The organism is Streptomyces sp. NPDC058045 (genome assembly GCF_042885635.1).
In the GTDB taxonomy this organism is placed as follows: domain Bacteria; phylum Actinomycetota; class Actinomycetes; order Streptomycetales; family Streptomycetaceae; genus Streptomyces.
In genome coordinates, this window is record NZ_JBHVRR010000005.1 from 155,452 (window position 1) to 177,430 (window position 21,979).

General features: G+C 70.8%; 19 protein-coding genes and 3 pseudogenes. 13 read left to right on the forward strand and 9 right to left on the reverse strand.

The genetic code is table 11. The annotated features are described in order from the left end of the window. Nucleotides 1-179 precede the first annotated feature (179 nt). Nucleotides 180-443: pseudogene (locus ACFVST_RS05515) on the reverse strand (LacI family transcriptional regulator); the annotation flags it as partial. Between the two features lie 14 nt (nucleotides 444-457). Beyond that, on the reverse strand, nucleotides 458-958 hold the full coding sequence (locus ACFVST_RS05520) for a hypothetical protein (protein ID WP_390147127.1): 501 nt from the start codon (nucleotides 956-958) through the stop codon (nucleotides 458-460). Between the two features lie 266 nt (nucleotides 959-1,224). On the opposite strand from ACFVST_RS05520, the pseudogene ACFVST_RS05525 reads away from it, so the two are divergent. After that, nucleotides 1,225-2,160, forward strand: a pseudogene (locus ACFVST_RS05525) (transposase family protein). Between the two features lie 92 nt (nucleotides 2,161-2,252). On the opposite strand, the gene ACFVST_RS05530 reads toward ACFVST_RS05525, so the two are convergent. After that, nucleotides 2,253-2,420: a hypothetical protein gene (locus ACFVST_RS05530; protein ID WP_390147129.1), complete on the reverse strand. Its 168-nt coding sequence runs from the start codon at nucleotides 2,418-2,420 to the stop codon at nucleotides 2,253-2,255. 723 nt (nucleotides 2,421-3,143) lie between these two features. Here ACFVST_RS05530 and ACFVST_RS05535 point away from each other — a divergent pair. The 5 genes from ACFVST_RS05535 (at nucleotide 3,144) to ACFVST_RS05555 (ending at nucleotide 6,999) form a co-directional block, all read left to right on the forward strand. Further along, the gene (locus ACFVST_RS05535) at nucleotides 3,144-3,347 is read left to right on the forward strand and encodes a cold-shock protein (RefSeq protein ID WP_055566644.1); all 204 of its coding nucleotides are present in this window, start codon (nucleotides 3,144-3,146) and stop codon (nucleotides 3,345-3,347) included. 343 nt (nucleotides 3,348-3,690) lie between these two features. Then, nucleotides 3,691-5,184 (forward strand): DEAD/DEAH box helicase, encoded by a 1,494-nt coding sequence (locus ACFVST_RS05540; RefSeq protein ID WP_390147131.1) that lies wholly within the window; start codon nucleotides 3,691-3,693, stop codon nucleotides 5,182-5,184. Between the two features lie 192 nt (nucleotides 5,185-5,376). Next, on the forward strand, nucleotides 5,377-5,712 hold the full coding sequence (locus tag ACFVST_RS05545) for a CBS domain-containing protein (RefSeq protein ID WP_390147181.1): 336 nt from the start codon (nucleotides 5,377-5,379) through the stop codon (nucleotides 5,710-5,712). Then, a complete protein-coding gene (locus ACFVST_RS05550; protein ID WP_390147133.1) occupies nucleotides 5,700-6,005 on the forward strand; it encodes an SCO5918 family protein in 306 nt (101 codons plus the stop codon). Before ACFVST_RS05545 ends, ACFVST_RS05550 begins: the two co-directional genes overlap by 13 nt. Before the next feature lie 655 nt (nucleotides 6,006-6,660). Beyond that, nucleotides 6,661-6,999, forward strand: coding sequence for a MerR family transcriptional regulator (locus ACFVST_RS05555; protein ID WP_390147135.1), 339 nt, complete (start codon nucleotides 6,661-6,663; stop codon nucleotides 6,997-6,999). A 540-nt stretch (nucleotides 7,000-7,539) separates the two neighbouring features. On the opposite strand, the gene ACFVST_RS05560 is transcribed toward ACFVST_RS05555, so the two are convergent. Beyond that, nucleotides 7,540-9,402, reverse strand: coding sequence for a TIR domain-containing protein (locus ACFVST_RS05560; RefSeq protein ID WP_390147137.1), 1,863 nt, complete (start codon nucleotides 9,400-9,402; stop codon nucleotides 7,540-7,542). A 36-nt stretch (nucleotides 9,403-9,438) separates the two neighbouring features. Between ACFVST_RS05560 and ACFVST_RS05565 the strand changes: the two genes are divergently transcribed. Beyond that, nucleotides 9,439-10,074: a hypothetical protein gene (locus ACFVST_RS05565; protein ID WP_390147139.1), complete on the forward strand. Its 636-nt coding sequence runs from the start codon at nucleotides 9,439-9,441 to the stop codon at nucleotides 10,072-10,074. Between the two features lie 252 nt (nucleotides 10,075-10,326). Here the strand turns inward: ACFVST_RS05565 and ACFVST_RS05570 are convergent, their stop codons facing one another. Next, on the reverse strand, nucleotides 10,327-11,280 hold the full coding sequence (locus ACFVST_RS05570) for a GNAT family N-acetyltransferase (RefSeq protein WP_390147140.1): 954 nt from the start codon (nucleotides 11,278-11,280) through the stop codon (nucleotides 10,327-10,329). A gap of 515 nt (nucleotides 11,281-11,795) precedes the next feature. Between ACFVST_RS05570 and gntA the strand changes: the two genes are divergently transcribed. Beyond that, nucleotides 11,796-12,557, forward strand: a complete 762-nt coding sequence (gene gntA / locus ACFVST_RS05575) for a guanitoxin biosynthesis heme-dependent pre-guanitoxin N-hydroxylase GntA (protein ID WP_390147142.1) — start codon at nucleotides 11,796-11,798, stop codon at nucleotides 12,555-12,557. A 23-nt stretch (nucleotides 12,558-12,580) separates the two neighbouring features. On the opposite strand, the gene ACFVST_RS05580 is transcribed toward gntA, so the two are convergent. Beyond that, entirely contained in the window at nucleotides 12,581-13,192 is a 612-nt protein-coding gene (locus ACFVST_RS05580; RefSeq protein WP_390147143.1) for a potassium channel family protein, read from the reverse strand. Between the two features lie 267 nt (nucleotides 13,193-13,459). Between ACFVST_RS05580 and ACFVST_RS05585 the strand changes: the two genes are divergently transcribed. From ACFVST_RS05585 to ACFVST_RS05600, 4 genes are all read left to right on the forward strand, one after another. Beyond that, nucleotides 13,460-13,708, forward strand: a complete 249-nt coding sequence (locus ACFVST_RS05585; protein WP_390147145.1) for a hypothetical protein — start codon at nucleotides 13,460-13,462, stop codon at nucleotides 13,706-13,708. A gap of 34 nt (nucleotides 13,709-13,742) precedes the next feature. Beyond that, nucleotides 13,743-14,891 (forward strand): SPFH domain-containing protein, encoded by a 1,149-nt coding sequence (locus ACFVST_RS05590; RefSeq protein WP_390147147.1) that lies wholly within the window; start codon nucleotides 13,743-13,745, stop codon nucleotides 14,889-14,891. 275 nt (nucleotides 14,892-15,166) lie between these two features. Further along, a complete protein-coding gene (locus ACFVST_RS05595) occupies nucleotides 15,167-16,003 on the forward strand; it encodes an undecaprenyl-diphosphate phosphatase (RefSeq protein ID WP_390147149.1) in 837 nt (278 codons plus the stop codon). 125 nt (nucleotides 16,004-16,128) lie between these two features. Further along, nucleotides 16,129-18,036 carry an NAD-binding protein gene (locus tag ACFVST_RS05600; protein WP_390147183.1) on the forward strand — a complete coding sequence of 636 codons (1,908 nt, stop codon included), beginning with the start codon at nucleotides 16,129-16,131 and terminating at the stop codon, nucleotides 18,034-18,036. A gap of 12 nt (nucleotides 18,037-18,048) precedes the next feature. Here ACFVST_RS05600 and ACFVST_RS05605 read toward each other — a convergent pair whose 3' ends face one another. The 3 genes from ACFVST_RS05605 to ACFVST_RS05615 all read right to left on the reverse strand — a co-directional run bounded on the left by ACFVST_RS05605 (nucleotide 18,049) and on the right by ACFVST_RS05615 (nucleotide 21,354). Continuing rightward, nucleotides 18,049-19,956 carry an ABC transporter permease gene (locus tag ACFVST_RS05605; protein ID WP_390147151.1) on the reverse strand — a complete coding sequence of 636 codons (1,908 nt, stop codon included), beginning with the start codon at nucleotides 19,954-19,956 and terminating at the stop codon, nucleotides 18,049-18,051. A 75-nt stretch (nucleotides 19,957-20,031) separates the two neighbouring features. Further along, a complete protein-coding gene (gene modA / locus ACFVST_RS05610) occupies nucleotides 20,032-20,817 on the reverse strand; it encodes a molybdate ABC transporter substrate-binding protein (protein WP_390147152.1) in 786 nt (261 codons plus the stop codon). A 132-nt stretch (nucleotides 20,818-20,949) separates the two neighbouring features. Then, entirely contained in the window at nucleotides 20,950-21,354 is a 405-nt protein-coding gene (locus tag ACFVST_RS05615; protein ID WP_390147154.1) for a molybdopterin-binding protein, read from the reverse strand. Nucleotides 21,355-21,583: 229 nt separating this feature from the next. Between ACFVST_RS05615 and ACFVST_RS05620 the strand changes: the two are divergent. Continuing rightward, a pseudogene (locus ACFVST_RS05620) lies at nucleotides 21,584-21,877 on the forward strand (chaplin); the annotation flags it as partial. Nucleotides 21,878-21,979 lie beyond the last annotated feature (102 nt).

A 21,979-nucleotide genomic window follows, 5' to 3' on the forward strand; every position in this document is an offset into this window, starting at 1 on the left:
GACCAGGTCAGGCCCGGTTTCCTTCCAAGGAAACCGGGCCTGACCTGTTGTTCGGTTGCCTCCGGGGAGTGAGCGGGGAGTGGATCATGGAAACTCCCCACTCCCGGGGAGTGGCAGCGGACCCCAGACACGCAAACGGGGCCTCCCTCCCAAAGGAAGGCGACCCCGTTTGATCACTGCTACGAGTGACGCGCTCTCAGTAGTTCATCGAGCGCCCGGACCGAAGACCGCGGGTGAAGCGCGAGCCTCGCCGCGAGCGACTGCTCCCACTGCTCGGTGAGCCCGTCCATGAGCCGCTGCCGCATACCCGACGCGATGTGGGCGCACCGGGCCTGGACCGAACCGTCCTCATGACCGAGACGCTCGTCCATCAGCTTGGGAGGTGTACCCAGGTCCTCCATGACGGTCTTGTGCGTGTGCCGGAGCCCGTGCGGGGTGAGCCCCTACCGACCGACCTCTATGTCTTGATGTCGAACTGGCGTAGCCAGTCGGGGTCTCCGTTTCCTACCGTGGCAACGAGGGCACCGCTCAGGAGCAGCATGTACAGCACGAAGGTCAGGGCGTCCTCACCGTAGTGCTCCACACCTTCGTTGAGGGTCACGTTAGGAGCGTCCGGATGCCCGATGAGCCCGGCTGCGTACAGAAGATCATCATGATGGATACCGAGCGCATCTGAGACCCAGTTGACAGCGTCGCGAGCCTGCTCCTCGGATATCTGCTCTCTAGCAGCGACGAGCCAGTGCATGAGGATGCCCCAGACCATCGTCGGGTCGGACGGATGCTCCCCCTCGATGAATGACCGACCCGGCCCGCTGGAAGGGACTTCCAACCAAGCAGCGATGTCGGCCCGCAGGCGTTTAGCCGCACGAGCGCGCGAGACCTCGGAGAGGTCAGGCGGGCTTACAGAGTTCTTTCGCCCTGTACGAGCGAGGCGGCGGCGCTGGCTGTTTCGTCCCACGGAGTGAGCTTCTCACTCAGAACACCTTCCGGGGGGCGAAACTGCCAAGGTTCGTCCCGCTGCGAGCCATCCACAGATTGGCATACCCGAAGCCATCAGCATTCGCGACGGCGAACTAAGAGTGTGGTGCGTGAGCTGAAGTCCGGTTCGAGGTCGGGCTCGGGCGATGAGGTGACTGTCGGCGGGGCGGGCCCGTGGTCAGGGGTGGAGTCGAACAGCCCTTACGAGTTGGTGCGTGATAGCGGGTGAGGTGTCGTGCCAGGTGGATGCATGATCCCGCTGTGGCGATCACGGTCAACCGGGCGGTGCTGGCGCATCGGCTGTTCACAGGGCACTCTCGGCGGCATCTTGCGTACCTGATCGAGGAGTTGGCCGAGCCGTGGCAGGCCGGGGTCAAGGGCCGTCGCCATGCTGCGCGAGGCGGGGTCCGCAAGCGAGCCGAAGCCGCCGGCGCGCAGGCCATCAGCTGGTGTTCGTTGATCGGCTGGTGGCCACGCTGATCCATCTGAGGCACGACCTGCCGCACTCAGTGCTGGGGCTGCTGTTCGACGTCGACCGGTCCACCGTCACCCGGGCGAGCGGAGAGGTGCGCACGCTCTTGGCGGACCGGGGGTGCGCGCCACCGACCGTCCCGACCTGCGGCTTCGAACGCTGACGGACGTCTTTGCCTATGCCCAGGCCGAGGGCATCGAGTGTGTTTGGACGCAACCGAGATCCAGGTCCGCCGACCACCCGCTGGCCTTGGCGGACGTCAGGTGTTCGTATCAGGCAGGAAGAAGCAGAACACCATGAAGGCCACCGTCACCGTCGGTGATCAAGGCCGCACGTTATGGACCGACGCCCTGCGACCTGGGCGTATGCACGACGCCACGGTCGCCCGCAACGAAGCATCGCCGTCTGCCTTCGGCACCACCCCGACGTCGAGGTCCTCCTGGACGACGGCTACCTGGGCCTGAGCCGCGACCACCGAGGGCAAGCGATCACACCGCCACGAAAACCCCGGCCAGGAGCTTTGCCCGGCAGGGTCGAACAGTGGGAACGCGACCGCCACGGCCACTCCTCCGACCGCATCACGGTCGAACACGCCCTCACCGACCACAAACGCTGAAACAACGACCCGCTGGACCCATCGCCGCGACCGCCTCCCCGACACCTACCGCGCCATCTCCGGGCTCGTCTCCGACCGCACGGCCAACATCTGAAGACGGCCGTGAGCAAGGCGTCCACACCTCACCCGCTATCACGCACCAACTCGTAAGCAGCCGGGCGACAGTCCCTCTCCCCTTGGCCGCTCTCACGCCTCCGGCTTCGCGTCGATGTCCGCGATCAGCGTCTCGATGCGGGCACGGATCTCGTCCCAGATAGGGGCGTACGTCGTCCGCTTCCTGGCCGGCGGGGTCCTCGAGTTGCCAGCCGGGGACTGGTTGCCGGGGAGGACCGGGCAGGCTTCGCCGCAGCCCATGGTGATGAACTAGGTGATGAACCAACAGCCTCACGTCGTCATTGATGTCGCCCTCGGGCACCTTGACGCCGGGACCCGGCCCTCCGGGGCGCCGTCGTCGCCTGGACCGCGGCACACCGCCCCGTCACGGCAAACAGCCACGGCATTCAGGACTGACGGACGTGCTGGAGTCCGCCGGGCGGGCACGTTCCGCCTGAAGGGAACGGCACGGCGGCGTGACGGTCCCGGTGGAGAGCGGGCTGAGCCGCGACGGAGAGCCCGCGGCAGGCCCCGAGAGCTGCCACCTGAAGTATGGCCAGCGAACGAAGAACGACTTCGCCCCGGTCTGCCCATGGGACTCGTGACCACGACACCGGGTGGAACGGGATCCGTCTGCATCCGGCAAGCGCCCGTACGGCGCCAACGGCCGCACAACGCTCGCCCAGAAACGTTGGACTTCCGGAGATTGAATTTCTACGTCCGCGAAGGGAGAGTTCAACGGCCCGCCTGGTGAGAGTTTTTCGCGCACCGAGCAGAGTGAAATGATTTGCCACTCGCGGGCCCGAGACGTGCTACTGTCTTTTCAGTTGCAGTTGTGGTTCCCAAAACTTCAAGCGCCCCCCGATCGAATTCCGGGACGGGAGCGCTTTCGTGTTGACCGGTAATTTCCGGCGGGATGATCATCGCGGCGACACGGCATCCGCAGAGCGTGGATCCCGATGCACTGCCCCAAAGGAGATCGACATGGCCAATGGCACCGTGAAGTGGTTCAACGCGGAAAAGGGATTCGGCTTCATCGAGCAGGACGGTGGCGGCGCCGACGTGTTCGCCCACTACTCGAACATTGCCGCCCAGGGCTTCCGTGAGCTCCTCGAAGGCCAGAAGGTGACCTTCGACATCGCGCAGGGCCAGAAGGGCCCGACGGCCGAGAACATCGTTCCCGCCTGATACTGACGCGCAGTTTGCAGCTGGGGCCCGCATCCTTCGGGGTGCGGGCCCCAGCTGCATGATTTTTCCGCGCTGGCCTCAGCTGCGGGGCCCCACTTGACGAGATCCGCAGCCTCAGCGCAGGCGGATGATCACGCGGGGACGGGGACACGTCTCTGCACGCCCCAAAAACGGCACCCGGATCTCGCGTCCTCGTCACGCCACCCATTTCAGTGCATGCGCCCGCGTTCTCTTTACCGGTCAGCTCCACTGTCGTTTTTCATCGGTACATTCTTGTAATTCTCTGCGCCGTTCGTTCTGGCGGGAATTCCTTGATATGCACCGCATCAAGGAAGGTTCCCGTATGAACCGCACACGTACGAACGACCGTTTCAGCCGCACCCGTGGCGGCAGTGCCGATGCCGGAAAGGGCGGGCGGCACTTCGGTTCGCGGGCCCCGCGCCGTTCCGGTGGGCCCGCTCGGTCCGGCGGTCACGGCCGTCGGACCTCTGCTCCGCAGGGTGAGTTCGCGCTCCCCACGACGATCACTGCCGCGATTCCCGCCGTGGAGGACTTCGCCGATCTCGACATGTCCGCGCAGCTGCTGGCGGAACTCGGCAGGCAAGGCGTCACCGTACCGTTCCCGATCCAGGGCGCGACGCTGCCGAACTCCCTCGCAGGCCGTGACATCTTGGGACGCGGGCGCACCGGCTCCGGCAAGACCCTTGCCTTCGGGCTCGCCCTGCTCTCCCGCATTGCCGGACAGCGCGCCGAGCCCTGCCAACCGCTGGGGCTGATCCTCGTCCCCACCCGCGAGCTCGCCCAGCAGGTGACCGACGCACTCACTCCGTACGCCCGCGCTGTCAGGCTTCGCCTGGCCACGGTCGTCGGCGGGGTGTCGATCGGTCGGCAGGCCGGCGCGCTGCGCGGCGGAGCCGAGATCGTGGTGGCCACCCCGGGCCGTCTCAAGGACCTCATCGACCGTGGTGAGTGCCGACTGAACCAGGTCGGCATCATCGTGCTGGACGAAGCCGACCAGATGGCGGACATGGGCTTCATGCCACAGGTCACCGCGCTGCTCGACCAGGTGCGCCCCAAGGGGCAGCGCTTGCTGTTCTCCGCCACGCTGGACCGCAACGTCGACCTCCTGGTGCGCCGCTACCTGACCGACCCCGTCGTCCACTCGGTCGACCCGTCGGCCGGTGCGGTCACGACGATGGAGCACCACGTTCTGCACGTCCAGGGCGCCGACAAGCACACCGCCACCACCGAGATCGCAGCCCGCGACGGCCGTGTGATCATGTTCCTGGACACCAAACACACCGTCGACCGACTGGCTCGGGACCTGCTCAACGTCGGCGTGCGCGCGGCGGCGCTGCACGGCGGGAAGTCACAGCCCCAGCGCACCCGCACCCTCCAGCAGTTCAAGACCGGGCACATCACCGTGCTCGTCGCCACGAACGTCGCCGCCCGCGGCATCCACGTCGACAACCTCGACCTCGTCGTCAACGTCGACCCGCCGACCGACCACAAGGACTACCTCCACCGTGGCGGCCGCACCGCCCGCGCCGGCGAGTCCGGCAGCGTCGTCACCCTCGTCACGCCGAATCAGCGCCGCGGCATGGTCCGCCTCATGTCGGACGCCGGGATCCGGCCGCAGGTCACCCAGATCCGCTCCGGCGAGCCGGAACTGCACCGCATCACCGGCGCCCGGACTCCCTCCGGCATTCCGGTCGTCATCACGGCGCCGGTGGTCGAACGCCCCAAGCGCGACACCACCTCCCGCGGCCGTCGCCGCCCCGCTTCGACGAGTCGGCGCGCGTCCGTACAGCAGCGCCGAGTCGAGAAGGCGACCTAGCACCTTCGTGATCAGGAAGCTGATCCCTCTCTGAAGCTGATCCCTCTCTGTAGGAGACATCTTTTGACGCTGGTTCAGATGCAGCTCCACCCGACGAACGCCGGCACCACGCGCACGGCAGTGGCCGATACCGCGAAGGAAGCCGGACCGCGGGTCTGGGACGACATGACGGTCGAGGTGGCACTGTCCGTCATGGCCGGCGCCGGAGTTGGACACCTGCTCGTCTGCGATGAGGACGGCATACGCACCGGCCTGATCACCCTGGCCCGGCTCACCGCCGTCCGTGACGGCTCCGGATACACGGACCGGATCCGCCTGCGTGACATCAGCGGGGCAGCGGACCATTCACCCCGCCGCGGGCGACGACCGAAGCCGACCGCTCGGAGTGCTGCGACCCGCCCGGCACCCTGCCCGTGGTGGGTGACGGGCACGGCAGTGACCCGGCCGTCCTCGCCCTCGCCCGCCGAATCAGCTCCCCACGGTCGGTCCTTCCGCCCCTCTCCTTGTGAGGTCTCATGCGCTGTGTAATCGCCCGCTTCCCGTTCGACCTGACCAAGGCCGGCGTGCTGGAGACGATGAAGGGCGTCAAGCCCGAGCCGGTCACCGGTGAATCGGTGACCATCGGGCGGCGCCAGTACCCCGTCAAGCAGGTCGGCCAGGCGATCACCCGCCAGGACCGCCGCGACTTCAGTGCCGGCGAGGTCGTCCGGGCCATGACACGACTCGGCTTCACCTGCCGTACGGTCCCCACGGCCTCGCCCGCGCTCACTACCAGCCCGCTCCAGAGGGCTTCCACCATGCTGGGGACCAGCGCGACCTGAGCGGCAAGGGCAGGCCACGAGACGACACCAGAACAGCAGTGAGGGCCCGACCGGCACGACCAGTCGGGCCCTCACTGCTGTCGGACCGTGGCCACATCGCTGCCGCCCGGCCTCTTCAGCCATCCGTACGCCACCAGAGAGGATTACCGCATCAACAGGCAACCAAAAATCTATCCTCGCCAGAGTAGACATTGACCCCTCGCGTAGCTAAGGTCTCTGTCGTAGCCGAGATCGAGCAGGGCCCGGCAGACACGAACTGCCGGGCAGCAGTGCACGCATCACGGTGCGGTGGTGGAGTTTCGAAGCCAGGGCTGTTGCACGACGGCGACGGGGCTGACCACCGGACCGGGTGGCCCGCGGTGATCAGGGGCCGCCACAGCAGGCGAGTGAATGATCCAGAGGGAAGAACGGAGGAATCGATCGCCATCAGGATCGCCCGGGAGCAGAACTGAGCCCGGGTACCGCAGGACATCGATAGGCAGGTGGTCTCCGGTCACGCATCCGCGATCCCCGCACTTCCGTCAGCATTCCGGACGGTCATGCGGAAACAGAGGGCCGACGCAGCAGCAAGGTCGGCAGATGGTGTAGTAGTTCCTTCGGGGCCTTGGTGCCGTACGGCACCAAGGCCCCTCAACGTGTTCCGCAGAGAGGTGAAATGACAGCAGACAGCTCGCTGGGCCGTCTCGATGACGACGACTACCCCGCCTACACCATGGGCCGGGCCGCCGAGATGATCGGCGCTACTCCCGGCTTCCTGCGCGCCATCGGCGAGGCACGGCTGATCACGCCCCTGCGCTCAGACGGTGGGCACCGCCGCTACTCCCGCTACCAGCTGCGGATCGCAGCCCGCGCGCGTGAGCTCGTCGACCAGGGCACCCCGATCGAGGCCGCCTGCCGGATCGTCATCCTCGAAGACCAGCTCGAAGAAGCCCAACGCATCAACGCCGAGTACCGACGTGCCGCCGAATCCTCCGACCCGACGACCACGGCCTGATGGTGAGCGCCAGTCCAGCCCGGTGGAACCAGCCCCGCCGTCCACGAGCAGCCGACTGAACTCGCTGCCGATGGTGTGACTCCAGCCGCCGAAGGCTGCCTCCACATCAAGGATCGCGGCACAGACCCGTCGGATCCGGCCGGGCCCGATCATGATCAGGTCGTGACGCTCGGAGTCGGGCAGCCAGCGCGTGGCATCCAGCCCGGAACCAGGAGAAGTCGGGAGCCATGTGGGAGCCGACTCGCTCCCCGAGCCCTCGCGAGACCGCTCCCCACCGACCCGCACCAATGATCTGACCAGGCTGAACACCGTCCGAGCTGGTGTCGATCTCCGCCGAACCTCATTCGGGACGAGCAACCCCGTCACGTCGGACAGCCCCGGACTCGCCGTCACAGCTCGCGCGCTGAGGGACCGGGGCCTGGTGACCATGCCCAGGAAGAAGGGAAGGTGGCAGGCGGACACCATCGAAGCAGGTCGCTTCTACCTGGAGCAGGAACGCACCGCCGGAGCGGGACAGGAAACGGGTGCCAGTCCCGTGGTTCACCCCGCTGCTGGGAGGCCGAAGTCTGCGCCTGAGATGGTGGCGAGAGTGGCTGCGACGTTCTGGAGCGGGGCTTGTAGGGCGACGAGGGCGGCGCGCATGGTGGGGGCCTGGTCCCAGGCGCGTTCGTGGTCGAGTGGGCTGGTGTCGGGGGCGCGTCGGGCTTCCCAGTCGAGGAGCCGGGCGTGCCATTCGGTGGTGAAGGGCCGCAGTACGCCGTTGAGCAGATGGTCCGCCAGCGACTGCACCGAGTCGGGGGCGAGGGCGGGCGCCTGGAGGCCCACGCTGTAACGGTGCAACGTGTCACGGGTGAAGGGAAACAGGCTGTACAGGGATGTCAGTGCCTCGCGCAGGCTACCGCCGTCCGCGGGCAGCGTCTGTACACCGATCCGGCTGACCAGTTCGACCTGAAGGTCGAAGGCAGCCATCCGTTCCGCCTCGCTCACGGCCATCGACGCGGTCTCCCTCCGCTCTCCGGGTGCTGGTACCACGCCCAGGGTAGTGCCGGCGCCGAGGAGGGAGAGGACGGTCCGGCGCAATGCCTCGGCGCGGGCGGGGTCGCTCTCGTGGTGTCGCCAGACGTGGTCGATCACCGGGTGCAGGCGGTGCCCGTCGGGGCCGGGCTCCAGCAGGCTGCGCGCGGTCAGTTCGGCCAGACCCGCCGCCGCGCGACGGCGTGCCACTGCCGGCCGCATTCCGTCGGCCGTGAACGCGGCAGCGGCGTCAGCCTCGGTCATCGGCAACGGAAAGCGCGCCCCGGCACAGCGCAGCACGTCCCTGGCCTCGTCCGGAGCGGTCAGCGCGTCGCGTACGTAGTCCGCGGTGAGTTCGTCCCCGGCGAGGAGGTCGAGCAGGGAGCGGCCCGGTTCGTAGAGTCCGGCGACGAGTTCGGTGGGGTCCTGCCCTGTGTGTACGGCGGATCCGAGCAGCGCGAGCGCTCCGGGGTGCCCGCCGGTCGCGTGCACCACCTCGGGTGCGGCGCCGAGCACGGCCGCTGCCTCCTGCGGCAGCGGTTCCAGGTCGAGGTGCTCACCGAGCCCTCCGTAGGCGCGACTTCGGGTGAGGAGCAGGGTGCGTACGGAGGGGTGGGCCGCTGCGAGTTCCGCGACGGCGCGGGGCGGTAGTGCGCACGGCACGTCGTCCACGATGTGGAGGGAGGGGCCGTCGCCTAGGTGGTCGCCGGCGGGTGGGCGGGGCACTTCGGCCCGGGACCAGTACACACCACCGGGGAAGGCCGCGCCGAAGCGCACCGCGTACTCGCGGGCGAGGCGGGTCTTGCCGATACCCGGCATCCCGCGCAACTGCACTGGTCGGGCCACGGTGCGGCCGGTGACCAGGGGCGCTTCCTGGGCGTGCAACGCGCTGTGCAGCCACCACAATTCGGGCAGCCGCCCGGTGAACTCCCCTACGGCGACGGGCAGTACGCCGTGCACTCGTGGCGGTTCGGCCTCCAGGGGCATGGGGCCCGGCACTTGGCGCAGATACTCGATGACGTCGGAGGCGAGTTCCTCGGCGCGGCCATGGCGGGTGTCGCGCAGTTCCACCGGGTGGATGTGGGCGGTACCCGGCTCGGGGTTCACCACCAGGACCCGGCGGCGTGGATCGCCCTCGCTCAGCCCGGCGAGGAAGGCGGCGGTCAACTCCCACTGGCAGGCGGGGCGTTGTGGATAGCCGACGGAGTAATACGCGAGGAGAACCCGGGACTCGGCGAGTGCCCGGCGGATGCTGTCACTGATACCGGCGAAGCCCGCCACGGCGGACTCATCGGTGAACACCTTCAGTCCGGCCTCGGCGAGCGCTCGATGCAGCGGCCGAATCCGGTCGGCGTCCCTGCGGCTGTAACTGAGGAAGACATCCCACACGTTGCCATACCCTACTGTGGACCCGGGGAGGCGATCATGACGCAGTCCGGCGAGACCTCGCGGCGTGGGCGCGGTGCGCCGACACAGGTGACGGCGAAGCTGACGATTCCGTTCGTCGGTGAGGTGACGGGCCTGTGGGTGCCCGCCGATGCCGAGCGCACGGCCGCGTGGCAGCTCTATTTCCAACTGGCCAGCCGTATCGCGGTAGTTCCGCTCGAACGGGACCAGGGTGTGCTGCGTGAGGCGCTGAGTTCGCTGTACTCGCTCTACGACGTCACCCGAGGCATCCTGCACGAGCACGGCCCGGCGGTCGCGCCACCGGTGCCCCCGGGACGCCTGACGTTCGGCGTCCTCGCGATGGTGACCCTCAACCGCGTGCTGCGGCCCCTGCTGACGGTGTGGCACCCCAAGTTGGCGGCATACGAGGCGATGCGGCCCGCGGGCCGGGACCCGGTGACGTACGAACGGGATTGGCCGGAGGCCGACGAACTGCGCCACCAACTGGCCGCCACCCGCGAGGCATTGCGCTCCCTCGCCCGGACCCTCCAACAGGTCGCGGGGGTAGGGGACTTGATCGACCTGCCGGTACCCCGCCCACCCCAGCTCCCGCCCCAGTCACAGGCACACCCGGGCGAAGGACGCTCCGAAGGCACCCCCCCCCCCGCTGATTAGGGAGAACCTTTTCGTCCTCGCGGGCTGATCGCCTGGCAACGGGCGGTTCGCCGGGCGGGATCGCTCGCGCAGCAGGCAGGTTTCCGGCGCGTGCTGTTCTCGGGAGACCTCAACACCCTTCCAATGGTGTCGAGTTGAGCGTTCTCGGTGACCGAGGTGCTGTGCTGGTCCGGGCGATTCCGAGGCGCCGGCGGGGGCAAGTGGCCGTACCTGGTCAGGTGTTGGAGTTCAGTGGGGCCGGGCGGGGCCGTGTCACCCCCACGTCATGTCGAGCTGGCGGCCCGACTCGTGGTAGCCGGCGCGGTGGAAGGCCTGTGCCATGGGGGTGTTGGTGAGGTCGGTGGTGGCGCGGATGCGGGGGGCGTCGTGGGTGGCGAGGGTGCGGGTGCCCTCGGCGAGGATGTCGTGGATGTGGCCGTGGCCGCGGTGGGCGGGCAGTACGGCGAGGTAGGCGATGATCGGGCCGTAGGCGTTGTGGGCGGGCAGTACGAAGCCGACCGGTTCACCGTCGGGCAGGGTGGCGGTGCGCCACCAGTCGCGGGGTGTGGTGTAGCGCGACAGTTCCCGCTCGTAGTGCTCGGTGGCGACCTCGCGGGCGGGCAGCCGGGTCAGGGCCTCGCGGCTGTGGGCGTCGAGGGTGCCTTCGAGGACGGCGGTCATGAGGGTGATGAGTTCGCCGGTGTCGGTGAGCGGACGGAACGTGAGTCGGGGGCCGGGGTCGGGGACGGGGGCGCCGGGCCGCCATTCCAGGTTGAGGCGTTCCACGAAGAGCCGGGCGCCGGCGCGTTCCAGGATCGCGGTCCGGGTCTCCGCGGCCCGCCTGGCCGCCTGGTCTCCACTGGAGCCGGCCGGCAGGAATCCGCAGTACCGCGGCGGGCGGGTGCCGTTCGGGACGACGGCGGCGGTCGCGGTGCGCAGCAGGCGGAGGGCGATGTCCGGGAGGTCGGGGTCGGGGGCGTCGTCGGCGAGGTCGAAGATGTCCAGGAGGTACGGGTCGGTGCCCGGCGTCCGGCTCCACCAGGCGACCCGGGCCAGCAGCCGGTCGCCGCGCAGGGCGACCCACATCCACTCCGGGCGCCGGCGGCCGGCGTCGAGGTCGTCCGCGAGTTCATCGTTGAGCACATAGGGCAGTCGGGAGAAGAGGGCGAGTTCGTCGGGGCCGGTGAGCGGGCGCAGGGTGAGGGCGGTCGGATCGGTGGGTGCCATGGGCGCGACTGACTCCGGGGTGGTGGGCGGGAGGGCGACCTCTCATCCGAGTGCGCGGGCGGGGGCGGGGCAACCGGTTTTCCGTCCGCCCGCGTCGCCCCGCCTCCGGTGCACCGTCCTGACCGACAGTGAACTTCCTTGCCGGGGACGGTAGTTGGCCGGTCAGAGGGGATGCGGGGTCTGCACCCAGGGTGAGGCGGCGGGCACACCGGGCACTGTGATGCACGTCTCCTCCCGAGGCGGCCAGGCGGCATTTCCCCGGACGCCTCCCTGCCGTCACAATCGCCCGGGAACTTCTCCCTCCGACCACCCTTCGCGGGTCCCTTTTCGCCCGGTTTCCACCGGGCCGCACCGGCGTGCGCGCCTGCCGCCACGCCGGTGTGCGCGCCTGCCGTGACGCGGCGCGGGGGCGGGCTCGCGGAACGGGAACCGGTGGGGGCGGGGACCGACGGATGCGGGCCGGGCCACAGGAGGCGCGGCACGCCGGGACGATCTCTCTGCGAGGAGGCACGTAGTTGGAAGGAAAGCTGGCCATGGCGACGGACGCGGATGCGCGCGCCGAGGTCGAGAAGTTCATGCTCGGTGACCGGTTCTCCTGCCTGGCGGGCCGCTCCGCCTGGCGCCGCGGCGGTATCACCCACCGCCATTACGACCTGCTGGGCGGCGAGGAGGCGGCCCGGCTGCTGGCGCTGGACCTCGCCGAGTTCGTCTCCTCGGCGGACTGGAACCCGCGGGCGTTCACCAGTTTCGTGGCGACCTTCGAGCAGCCGCGCGGGGTCGACGAACTCCGCTTCGAGGAGCTGCTCTGGCAGCATCTCCAACTGCTGCACGAGCAGGACGTACGGAGTTACCGCTGGGCCGAGGGCTACTCGTCCGATCCGCAGTCCGGGCGGTTCGCGTTCAGCGTGGCCGGCCATCCGTTCTTCGTGATCGGCCTGCACGAGACGCACCGCCGCTGGGGCCGCCGTCCCCCGTTCCCCATGCTGGCCTTCAACTCGCACCGGCAGTTCGACCTCATCAAGGGCGCCGGGATGTGGGACCGGCTGGCGGAGAAGATCCGCAAGCAGGACATCAAGCTCCAGGGCGACATCAACCCCAACCTGTACGAGTACGAGGAGCTGCCGGAGAGCCGCCGCTACTCGGGGCGGCCCAAACCGGCCGACTGGCAGTGCCCGTTCGCGGCGCGCGAGACGGCCGCGGAGCCGGCGGCCGGAGCGGGCACCGGCCGGGCGGACGCGCCGGGGACCGAGCCCGTGCTGAGCGCCTCCGGAGCCTGAGCGCTCTCCCCGTACTGCGGGGGTCAGTCGGTGTCGGGCCCGGACTCCTCGGGGTCCGGGTCCGTCCCGTCGCGGCCCGCCCGGGAGCGGAGTTGGGAGCGGAGGTAGTGGCTGAGGGCGGTGGCGGCCGCGGTGAGGATCACCAGGTCGTAGACGATCTGCAGCATCGTCACCAGCCGGGCCGCCTGCCCGCTGGCGGTCACATCGCCGTAGCCGACGGTGGCGAGGGTGACCAGGGTGAAGTAGAGGGCGTCGAGCCGCGTCCGGAGCCCGTCGAACTGGCCGGGCTCCCGTGCCATCGCCGAGTACGCCGTGGAGAAGGTCAGCAGGGTGAGGCTCATCAGGGCGACGATGACGATGCCGGGGCGCTTCATGGAGCGGACGCGGCCCAACTGGATGTCCCGGACCTGGAGCAGCAGCAGCGTGGCGATCACCGCCAGGGCCACCGAGAAGGCGGTCCAGCTCAGCACCGGGTGCTCGGGGCCGAAGAGGTGCTCGGGCAGCAGGAAGTGCAGGACGGGCACCAGGGCGACGGAGATCGCGGGCCAGATCCAGCTCAGCGACGGGTCCCGCAGGCGCGGCCGATGTGCGGCCCCGGACGCCGTGCGGTCGGGGTCGTCACCGGGCTCGGACATGCGTCCATGCTCGGTACCCGCGGGTGCCGGTGCCCGGCGGAACGGTCCGCGCGAGTGACCGCCGCGCCTGGCCCGGGAGGCGTCCGGCGGGCCGGAACCGCGGGCCGGGGCGGGGCGTCTTCGGAGGCGCACGGTCGGGTGCCCCCGGTTCGGCGGGCACGCGCTGTCCGGCGGGCCGCAGCGGGCGGCTAAGGTCGGTTGGCCGAGCACCGGCGGAGGCGCGGAAGCCCGCCGGCGGCCGCGAACGACAGGGGGGGACGTCCCAGGATGGCTCAGGACGAGGCCGTGATCGGCTGCATCGGCGAGCTGCTGCTCGGGACGCAGGGCGCGGCGGGTCCCGGCGAGGTGCTGGTGAGTATCCGCGGCGGTTCCGAGACGTTCCTCGCCTGGTCCGACGAACCGCTGCCGAGCGGCGCCACGGTACTGGTGATCCACTCCCGGGGCATCCGGCAGGTGGACGTCATCGCCTGGCAGTCGCCGTTCGACCCCCACGACCAGTCGCTCGCCCCGTACTGAACGGACGGCGGGCGTGAGATGAGGAGATACCAGGATGTTCGGATACCGCGTTCCCGCCCCTGATCAGGCGATGCTGATCTCCGGTGGCCGGAGGGGGCTCCAGGGCGCACCGTTCCGGGTCGTCACCGGGCACGGCAAGTTCGTACTGCCGATCTTCCGCAAGGTGCGTTTTCTGACGCTCGCCATGTCGGAGGCGGAGGTCGCCGAGACCTGTGTGACCCGGCAGGGCATCGAGCTGACGGTGCGCGCCGTGATCGCGTTCAAGATCGGCAACGACCGGGAGAGCATCGTCAACGCCGGGCAGCGCTTCCTGTCCGACCAGGGGCAGATGTCCGTCCTGACCGGCCGTATCTTCGCCGGTCATCTGCGGTCCATCGTCGGTTCGATGACCGTCGAGGAGATCGTCACCGAGCGCCAGAAGCTGGCCACGGAGGTGCTGAACACCTCCAAGACGGAGATGGCGAAGATCGGCCTGAACGTCGACGCCTTCCAGATCCAGTCCATCGACGACGGCCAGACCGGCTATATCGAGGCGATGTCCGCACCGCACCAGGCGGCCATCCAGCGGCAGGCCCAGATCGCGCAGGCGCAGGCCACCCAGGCCGCCGCCGAGGCCGAGCAGGAGGCCACCCGGAACCAGGCCGAGTACGCCCGGCAGACCGCGGTGGTGCAGGCCCAGTACAAGGCCGAGGTGGACCGGGCGCAGGCCGAGTCCTCGCAGGCGGGTCCGCTGGCGCAGGCCCACGCCCAGCAGGAGGTGCTGGCCGCGCAGACCGAACTCGCCGAGCGCGCCGCCCGGTTGAGGCAGGAGGAGCTGGTCGCCGAGGTGGTCAAGCCGGCCGAGGCGGAGGCGGAGCGGATCCGGGTGCTGGCGCTGGCGGAGGCGGAGCGGATGAAGATCCAGGCGGAGGCGGCGGCCTCGCACGACCGGGTCGCCCTGGACCGGATGCTGATCGACCAGCTCCCGCAGATCGTCAAGGAGGCGGCGGGCGGCCTCGCCGGGGCCAACGTCAACGTCCTCAACGGCACCGACGGCCTCGGGGAGATCGCGGCGGGCCTGGTCGGCCAGGGCCTCACCATCCTCGACTCGGTGCGCAAGAACCTGGGCCCGGCGGGCGCGGCCGGCACCGAGGGCACCGGCAAGGGCCACGGGACCCCGTCGACCGTGGTCGAGGTGCGCTGACACCGGCTCAACGGGGGCCGGGCGCACCGGAGCTCACGGGGCTTCACGGGCGGGGTCGGGGCGCCGTCCCGTCGGTGAAGTCCCGTGGAACTTCCGGTGTGCGGCGGATTGCGTACGGATGGCGCCCCGTCCGCCCCGCCCTGGCCGCACCCGGTCCCGTACATGGTGTGACTGTCTGAACACCATGCGTGACGGAAGCGGAGCGCTCGGTGCCGGGTACAGTCGCGTCCCAGCCCGGGCACATCGCCTGGCCGGCAGAAGGACGGGACCACCAGGTGAGCTCCATCAGCATCGGGCAGGCCGTGATCCTCGGCATCGTCGAGGGCGTCACGGAGTTCCTGCCCGTCTCCTCCACCGGGCATCTGAAGATCACCGAAGGTCTGATGGGCATCCAGGTGGACGACCGGGCCGTGGTCGCGTTCACCGCGGTCATCCAAGTGGGCGCGATCGCCGCCGTGTTCGTCTACTTCCGCAGCGACATCGTGCGCTTCCTCACCGCCTGGGTACGCGGTCTGCGCAACCCGGAGCTGCGGCAGGACCACGACTACAAGTTCACCTGGTGGGTCATCTGGGCCACCATCCCCATCGTGATCGTGGGCCTCGCCGCGAAACCCCTCATCGAGGGAACGCTGGCCTCCCTGTGGGTGGTGGCGGGCTCGCTGATCGCGGGCAGCGGTGTGATGTGGGCCGCGGACCAGATGGGGCGGCACCGGCGCAGCGAGGCCGACACCACCTTCAAGGACGCGATGCTGGTGGGCAGTTCGCAGATCCTGGCGCTGCTCTTCCCCGGCTTCTCCCGCTCCGGCGCCACCATGTCCACCGGCCTCATCCTCGGCCTGGACCGGGTCGCCGCCACCCGCCTCTCCTTCTTCCTCGGCCTGCCCGCACTGACCGGCGCCGGTGTGTACGAACTGAAGGACGCGGTCGGCGGCGGGGTGGACGTGGCGCCGCTGGTCGTCGGCACCCTGGTGTCGTTCGCGGTGGCCTACGCCTCCATCGCCTGGCTGCTGAAGTACATCGCCCGGCACACCTTCACCGCCTTCGTGGTCTACCGCCTGGTGATCGGCGTACTGCTCTTCGCACTGCTGGGAGCGGGTGTGCTGGGGGCGTAGCCGCATTTCGCGGATCCGCCCAACTCCCGCCGGGCCGCGTGGCGTTCGGGCCTGGTGATCGGGCAGGGTGGACAGCTGTGAGCACTCTTCCGCCGCCGGCCGCACCCCTGGACGCCGCCGAGACCATGGTGGTCTGCGGCGACGACGCCCTCGCCCACCGGCTCGCCGACGAACTCCGCACCGTCTACCGCGAGAACGTCACCCTGGTGGTGCCGCCCGCCGGTCGCCTCGACCGGCGCACCCAGACCGGGCGCGGGCGGGCCGCGGTACTGCTGGGGCGGGTGACGGCCGCCGTCAGCCGGGCCGCCGGAAGCACCGACACCCTCGCCCCGCCCTCCCCCGGGCGCACCCTGGAGGCCGCGGACCTCACCGAGGAGGTCCTCGCCGAGGTCGGAGTGGCGGACGCGGTGGCCCTGGCGCTGGTCCATGACGACGACGAGACCAACATCCGGGCCGCGCTCGCCGCCCGCCGCCTCAACCCGCGGCTGCGGCTGGTCATCCGCCTCTACAACCGGCGCCTCGGCCAGCATCTGGCCAGCCTCCTCGACCAGGCCGCCGCACTCGCCGGACGCCTCCCTGACGGCCTGGACGCCTCCACCACCGTCCTCTCCGACGCCGACACCGCCGCCCCCGCACTCGCCGCCAGCGCCCTCGGCGGCACCAGCAAAGTGGTACGCGCCGACGGACTGCTGCTGCGTGCCTCGGAGTTGGGGCCGCAGCGCCCCGGCGAGACCCGCGAGCCCGGCCTCTGCACCCTGGCCCTGCTCTCCGCCACCGACAGCGACCCGGCCGGCGCGGAGGGATCCGAGGACAGCGGCTCCGAAGCACCCCGGCTCCTCCCGGACGAGGCGACGGTGGCCGACGCCCGGGGCCGCGGCACCGTCGTCCTCAAAGCGGTGTCGTACAGCGGGCCGCAGCGGCGCAACCTGCGGAGCGCACCGCTGAGTTGGCTGCTGCTGTCGCGGCGGCTGCGGTGGTCGTTCACCGGTCTGGTGGCGCTGGTCCTGGCACTGGCGGTGGCCTCGATGCTCACCACCGGGGACCGCTCCACCGTGCACGCCGTCTATCTGACGGTGCTCGACCTCTTCGCCATCAACGACCCCGCGGTGGGCGAGCCGGCCGCCCGGCAGGTCCTCCAACTCCTCAACGGGCTGGTGGGGTTGCTGCTGCTGCCGGTCCTGCTGGCCGCGGTCCTTGAGGTGCTGGGCACCTTCCGCAGCGGGGCACCGCGCCGCCCGCCGCGCAGCCTGTCCGGACATGTGGTGCTGCTCGGCCTCGGCAAGATCGGCAGCCGGGTCCTGGTGCAACTACGCGAACTCGGCATCCCCGTGGTGTGTGTGGAGGCCGACCCGGAGGCACGCGGCATGGCACTGGCCCGGCGGCTGCGGGTGCCGGTGGTGATCGGCGACGTCACCGAGGAGGGCGTACTGGAGGCGGCGAAGATCCACCGGGCGCAGTCGCTGCTCGCCCTCACCAGCGCCGACGCCACCAATCTGGAGGCCGCCCTCTACGCCCGCTCCGTCAAACCGGGGCTGAGGGCCGTACTCCGGCTCTACGACGACGAGTTCGCCACCGCCGTGTACCGGACGCTGCGGGCCGCGCACCCCCGGGCGCTGACCCGCAGCCGCAGTGTGTCGCATCTGGCGGCGCCGTCGTTCGCGGTGGCGATGATGGGCCGGCAGATCCTCGGGGCGATCCCGGTGGAGCGGCGGGTGCTGCTCTTCGCCGCGGTCGACGTGGCCGGGCATCCGCTGCTCGAAGGGCACACCGTGGCGGAGGTGTTCCGCCCCGGGAAGTGGCGGGTGATCGCCCTGGACACCGCGGAGCCCTCCCAGCGCCGGCCCGACCTCGGCGGGGACCCGGGCCTGCCCGAGGACGAGCAGCCGGGCACCGCGGCCACCGAGGCGCACGGCCTGACCTGGGACCTGCACCCGGGCTATGTCCTCCGCCCCACCGACCGCGTGGTCCTCGCCGCCACCCGCCGCGGCCTGGCCGAACTCCTGGGCCGCCACCGGGGGTTCCACACCCCGTAGGCCCCGCAGACCTCAAGTCGGTACCAGCGTGATCTCGGTGGCCTTGATGCCGGCGTGGACGGGGGTGCCCTCGGTGAGGCCGAGTTCCGCCGCGGCCTGCGGGGTGATCTCGGCGATCAGGTCGGGGCCCGCGTCCGAGCCGACGAGGACCCGCAGCCGGCTGCCGAGAGCGGTGATCTCGCGGACCGTGCCGGGCCAGACGTTGCGCGGGCTGCCGGTGGGCCGCTCCCGGTGCAGGGACACCGCCTCGGGGGCGACGACGGCGAGCGCCGCGGTGCCCGGCGCGGCCGGTTCCGCCACCACCAGCCGTCCACCGGCGGCGAGTTGGAGACCGTCCTCGGTGGCGGTGCCGGGCCAGGCGTTGCGCCCCAGCATCCGCGCCACCCACGGCGAGCGGGGGTTGCGCGCCACCTCGGCGGGCGGCGCGTCCTGCACCCGCCGCCCGTCGTCCAGCACCAGGACCCGGTCGGCGAGCGACACCGCCTCCACCGGGTCGTGGGTGACGAGCAGGCAGACCCCGCCGAAGGCCGTGAGATGGGTACGCAGGGTGTGCCGTACGCGGGCGCGGGTGGTCTGGTCGAGGGCGGCGAGCGGCTCGTCGAGCAGCAGCAGCCGGGGCCGGGCGGCGAGGGCGCGGGCCAGGGCGACCCGCTGGGCCTGCCCGCCGGAGAGCTGCCCGGGGCGGCGGTGCGCGAGGTGCCCGACGCCGAGCTGGTCGAGCCGCCGGGCGGCCTCCCGCCGTGCCTCGGCCCGCTTCACACCGTGTGCGCGCAGCCCGTACGCGGTGTTGCCGAGGGCGGTGAGGTGCGGGAAGAGGGCGCCGTCCTGCGGGACCCAGGCGACATGTCTGCGGTGCGGGGGGCGGGCGGTGACGTCGGTGGTGCCGAGGCGGAGACGGGCGTGGGCGCGGTCGGTGAGGCCGAGGAGGGCGCGCAGCAGGGTGGTCTTGCCGGCGCCGTTGGGGCCGACGACGGCGATGGTGGTGCCCGGGTCGGCGCTGAGGGTGAGCTGGTCGAAGCCGGTGACCTCGGCGTGCAGCGGCCAGCGCGCGGTGTCGTCCTCCACCGGGGCGGCGGCCGGCTCCACCGTCCCCGCCTCGTCAACGGCCGTGCGGGGCCTGGCACTTCGCGCCGGGCGCCCCGTCCACCGCCCACGCAGCGCGACCAGTACGGCCATGGCGACGGCGAGCAGCAGCAGGCTGACGGAGGTGGCGGCCTCGGGGTCGTCCTGGAGCAGCAGATAGACCCGGAGCGGCAGGGTCTGGGTGGTGCCGGGGAGGTTCCCGGCGAAGGTGATGGTGGCGCCGAACTCGCCCAGCGCACGCGCCCAGGTGAGGGCCGCGCCGGCGGCGATCCCGGGCGCCACCATCGGCACGGTGACGGTGGCGAACACCCGGAACGGCGACGCCCCCAGGGAGGCCGCGGTCTCCTCGTAGCGGGGGTGCAGCCCGCTGAGGGCGCCCTCCAGGCTGATGACGAGGAACGGCAGCGAGACGAAGGTGGCGGCGACCACCGCCCCGGAGGTGTGGAACGGCAGGGTGAGCCCGAAGGCGTCCTCCAGCCACGGCCCCAGCAGACCCCGCCGCCCGAACCCGAGCAGCAGCGCCACACCGCCGACGGTCGGCGGCAGCACCATCGGCAGCAGCACCAGCGACCGCACCAGCGCCTTCCCGGGAAAGTCGGTACGGGCCAGCAGCCAGGCCAGCGGCACCCCGAGGAGCAGCGAAAGGCCGAGCGCCCAGAGGGACACCTTGAGGGAGAGGACGAGGGCGGTGACGCTGCCGGGCGCGGTGAGATGGCCGCCGAGCTCGCCCCAGGAGGTGCGGGCGAGGATGCCCAGGAGCGGCACCAGCAGGAACGCCACGGCCAGCAGCGCGGGCACCAGCAGCGCCATCGGGGTGCCGGGCCGCGGTCTGCGCATCGGACTTCCCGTCGTATGGGGCGGCGCCACCACGGCCGGGGAGGTGACCGCGGTGGCACCGGGGGTGGGCCGGGGTTACGGCTTCTGGAAGCCGCCGTCGCGGAGGATCTTCTGCGCGGGGGCGGTGCTGAGCCACCTCACGAACTCGGCCGCGGCGTCCGCGTGTTGGGACTCCTTGAGGGTGGCGGCCGGGTAGGAGGCGATGGCGTTCTCCGCGTCCGGGATGTCGACGGCGTCGACCTTGCCGGGGGCGCCGGCCGCGTCGGTCCGGTAGACGATGCCGGCGTCGGCCTCGCCCAGCTCCACCTTGCTGAGCACGGCACGCACATTGGCCTCCTGGGAGACCGGCTTCACGGTGAGGTGCTGCCGGTCCAGGACCTGCTTGCTGTAGCGGCCGACCGGCACCTCGGAGGCGGCGAGCACCACCTTCAGCTTGGGGTCGGCGAGGTCCTTCAGGGCGCCGACCTTCTTGGGGTTGCCCTCACCGGTGGCGATGACCAGCCGGTTCCTGGCGATGACGGTCGGCTTGCCGGTGTCGGCCCTCAGATCGTCCATGGTCCTGGTGTCGGCGGTGGTCAGCACATCGGCCGGGGCGCCCTGCTTGACCTGCGCGGCCAGCTCCTGCGAACCGGCGAAGGAGAACACGACCTCGGTGCCGGGGTGGCTCTTCTCGTACGCCTTGCCGGCCTCGGCGAAGACATCGGTGAGGGAGGCGGCGGCGAGGACGGTCAGCTTGGTACCGCCGGCGGTCTTCGCCTTGCCGCCGTCGCCGTCGCCGTCGGAACCGCAGGCCGCCAGCGGGGCGAGCAGGGCGGCGGCGAGGACGGCGGTGGCGGCGCGGCGCGGGGTGAAGGCGGTCATGGTGGCTGGGTCTCCTGGGGTCACGGGCGCTGCGGCCCGTCCGGTCCGGGCCGCACCCGGGGCCGAGGCGCCGCCGTGGTGCGGGGCCTGACGCGGTGCGGGGTCCGGCGTGGGTGGAGCGGACGGGGCGCGTCAGGCCCGGTCGATGTGCACGTTGGTGGATTTGACGCGGGCGGTGGCCTCCATCCCGACCTCCAGGCCGAGTTCCTCGACGGCCTCACGGGTGAGCAGCGAGACGAGCCGGTGCGGTCCTGCCTGGATCTCCACCTGGGCGGCCACATCGCCGAGGGTGACGGCGGTGACGATGCCGGGGAAGGCGTTCCGTGCCGAGGTGTAGGGCACTTCGTCCTCGCCGGTGCCGTTCCGGCCGATCTCGGCGGAGAACGCGGCGAGGTCCCGGCCGTCGATGAGGCGGCGGCCGCTGTCGTCGCGGTGCGTGGCGACGCGGCCGGCGTCCGCCCAGCGGCGCGCGGTGTCGGGACTGACGCCGAGCAGCCGTGCGGCCCGGCCGATGGTGTAGGACTGCATATGCGCCAACGTAGGCAGTGAATTCTCCTATCTGCAAGTCTTTAGGATGAATCCACTTGGCAGATGCGATTGCTTCAGATGAAGGTCCAGGGCGCGTGCGGAGGGCCCGGGGCGGCCGTCCGGGGGGTTCACCGCACGGGTGGCGGGGCGAACCGTGACCCATGGTGCATTTCGGCGTTGTAGGGGAGTGCGGCCACGTTCCTGGGGCCGTGTTCGTCGAAACGCTAAGGAGAACGTGATGTCTCGCATCGCGAAGGCCGCCGCTGTCGCGGTGGGTACGGGTGCCGTGTTGATCGGTGGCGCCGGCCTGGCGCTGGCCGACGCGGGCGCCGAAGGTGCCGCCGTCGGTTCGCCCGGTGTCCTCTCGGGCAACATGGTCCAGGTCCCGGTGCACATCCCGGTCAACCTGTGCGGCAACACCGTCGATGTCATCGGCCTGCTGAACCCGGCCTTCGGCAACACCTGCGTCAACGCCGACGGCGACAAGGACGACGACGGCGGCCACGGCGGCTACGGCGACAGCGACCAGGGTGGCCACGGCGACCAGGGTGGCTACGGCGAGAGCGACCAGGGTGGCAAGGGCGGCCACGGCGACCAGGGTGGCAACGGCGACCAGGGTGGTTACGGCGACAGC

Bases quoted from the DNA above. Each gene is read 5' to 3' on its own strand.
- ACFVST_RS05530 (WP_390147129.1), bottom strand. From the start codon at position 2,420: ATGGGCTGCGGCGAAGCCTGCCCGGTCCTCCCCGGCAACCAGTCCCCG.
- ACFVST_RS05535 (WP_055566644.1), top strand. From the start codon at position 3,144: ATGGCCAATGGCACCGTGAAGTGGTTCAACGCGGAAAAGGGATTCGGC.
- ACFVST_RS05540 (WP_390147131.1), top strand. From the start codon at position 3,691: ATGAACCGCACACGTACGAACGACCGTTTCAGCCGCACCCGTGGCGGC.
- ACFVST_RS05545 (WP_390147181.1), top strand. From the start codon at position 5,377: ATGGCCGGCGCCGGAGTTGGACACCTGCTCGTCTGCGATGAGGACGGC.
- ACFVST_RS05550 (WP_390147133.1), top strand. From the start codon at position 5,700: ATGCGCTGTGTAATCGCCCGCTTCCCGTTCGACCTGACCAAGGCCGGC.
- ACFVST_RS05555 (WP_390147135.1), top strand. From the start codon at position 6,661: ATGACAGCAGACAGCTCGCTGGGCCGTCTCGATGACGACGACTACCCC.
- ACFVST_RS05565 (WP_390147139.1), top strand. From the start codon at position 9,439: ATGACGCAGTCCGGCGAGACCTCGCGGCGTGGGCGCGGTGCGCCGACA.
- ACFVST_RS05570 (WP_390147140.1), bottom strand. From the start codon at position 11,280: ATGGCACCCACCGATCCGACCGCCCTCACCCTGCGCCCGCTCACCGGC.
- ACFVST_RS05580 (WP_390147143.1), bottom strand. From the start codon at position 13,192: ATGTCCGAGCCCGGTGACGACCCCGACCGCACGGCGTCCGGGGCCGCA.
- ACFVST_RS05585 (WP_390147145.1), top strand. From the start codon at position 13,460: ATGGCTCAGGACGAGGCCGTGATCGGCTGCATCGGCGAGCTGCTGCTC.
- ACFVST_RS05590 (WP_390147147.1), top strand. From the start codon at position 13,743: ATGTTCGGATACCGCGTTCCCGCCCCTGATCAGGCGATGCTGATCTCC.
- ACFVST_RS05600 (WP_390147183.1), top strand. From the start codon at position 16,129: ATGGTGGTCTGCGGCGACGACGCCCTCGCCCACCGGCTCGCCGACGAA.
- ACFVST_RS05605 (WP_390147151.1), bottom strand. From the start codon at position 19,956: ATGCGCAGACCGCGGCCCGGCACCCCGATGGCGCTGCTGGTGCCCGCG.
- modA (WP_390147152.1), bottom strand. From the start codon at position 20,817: ATGACCGCCTTCACCCCGCGCCGCGCCGCCACCGCCGTCCTCGCCGCC.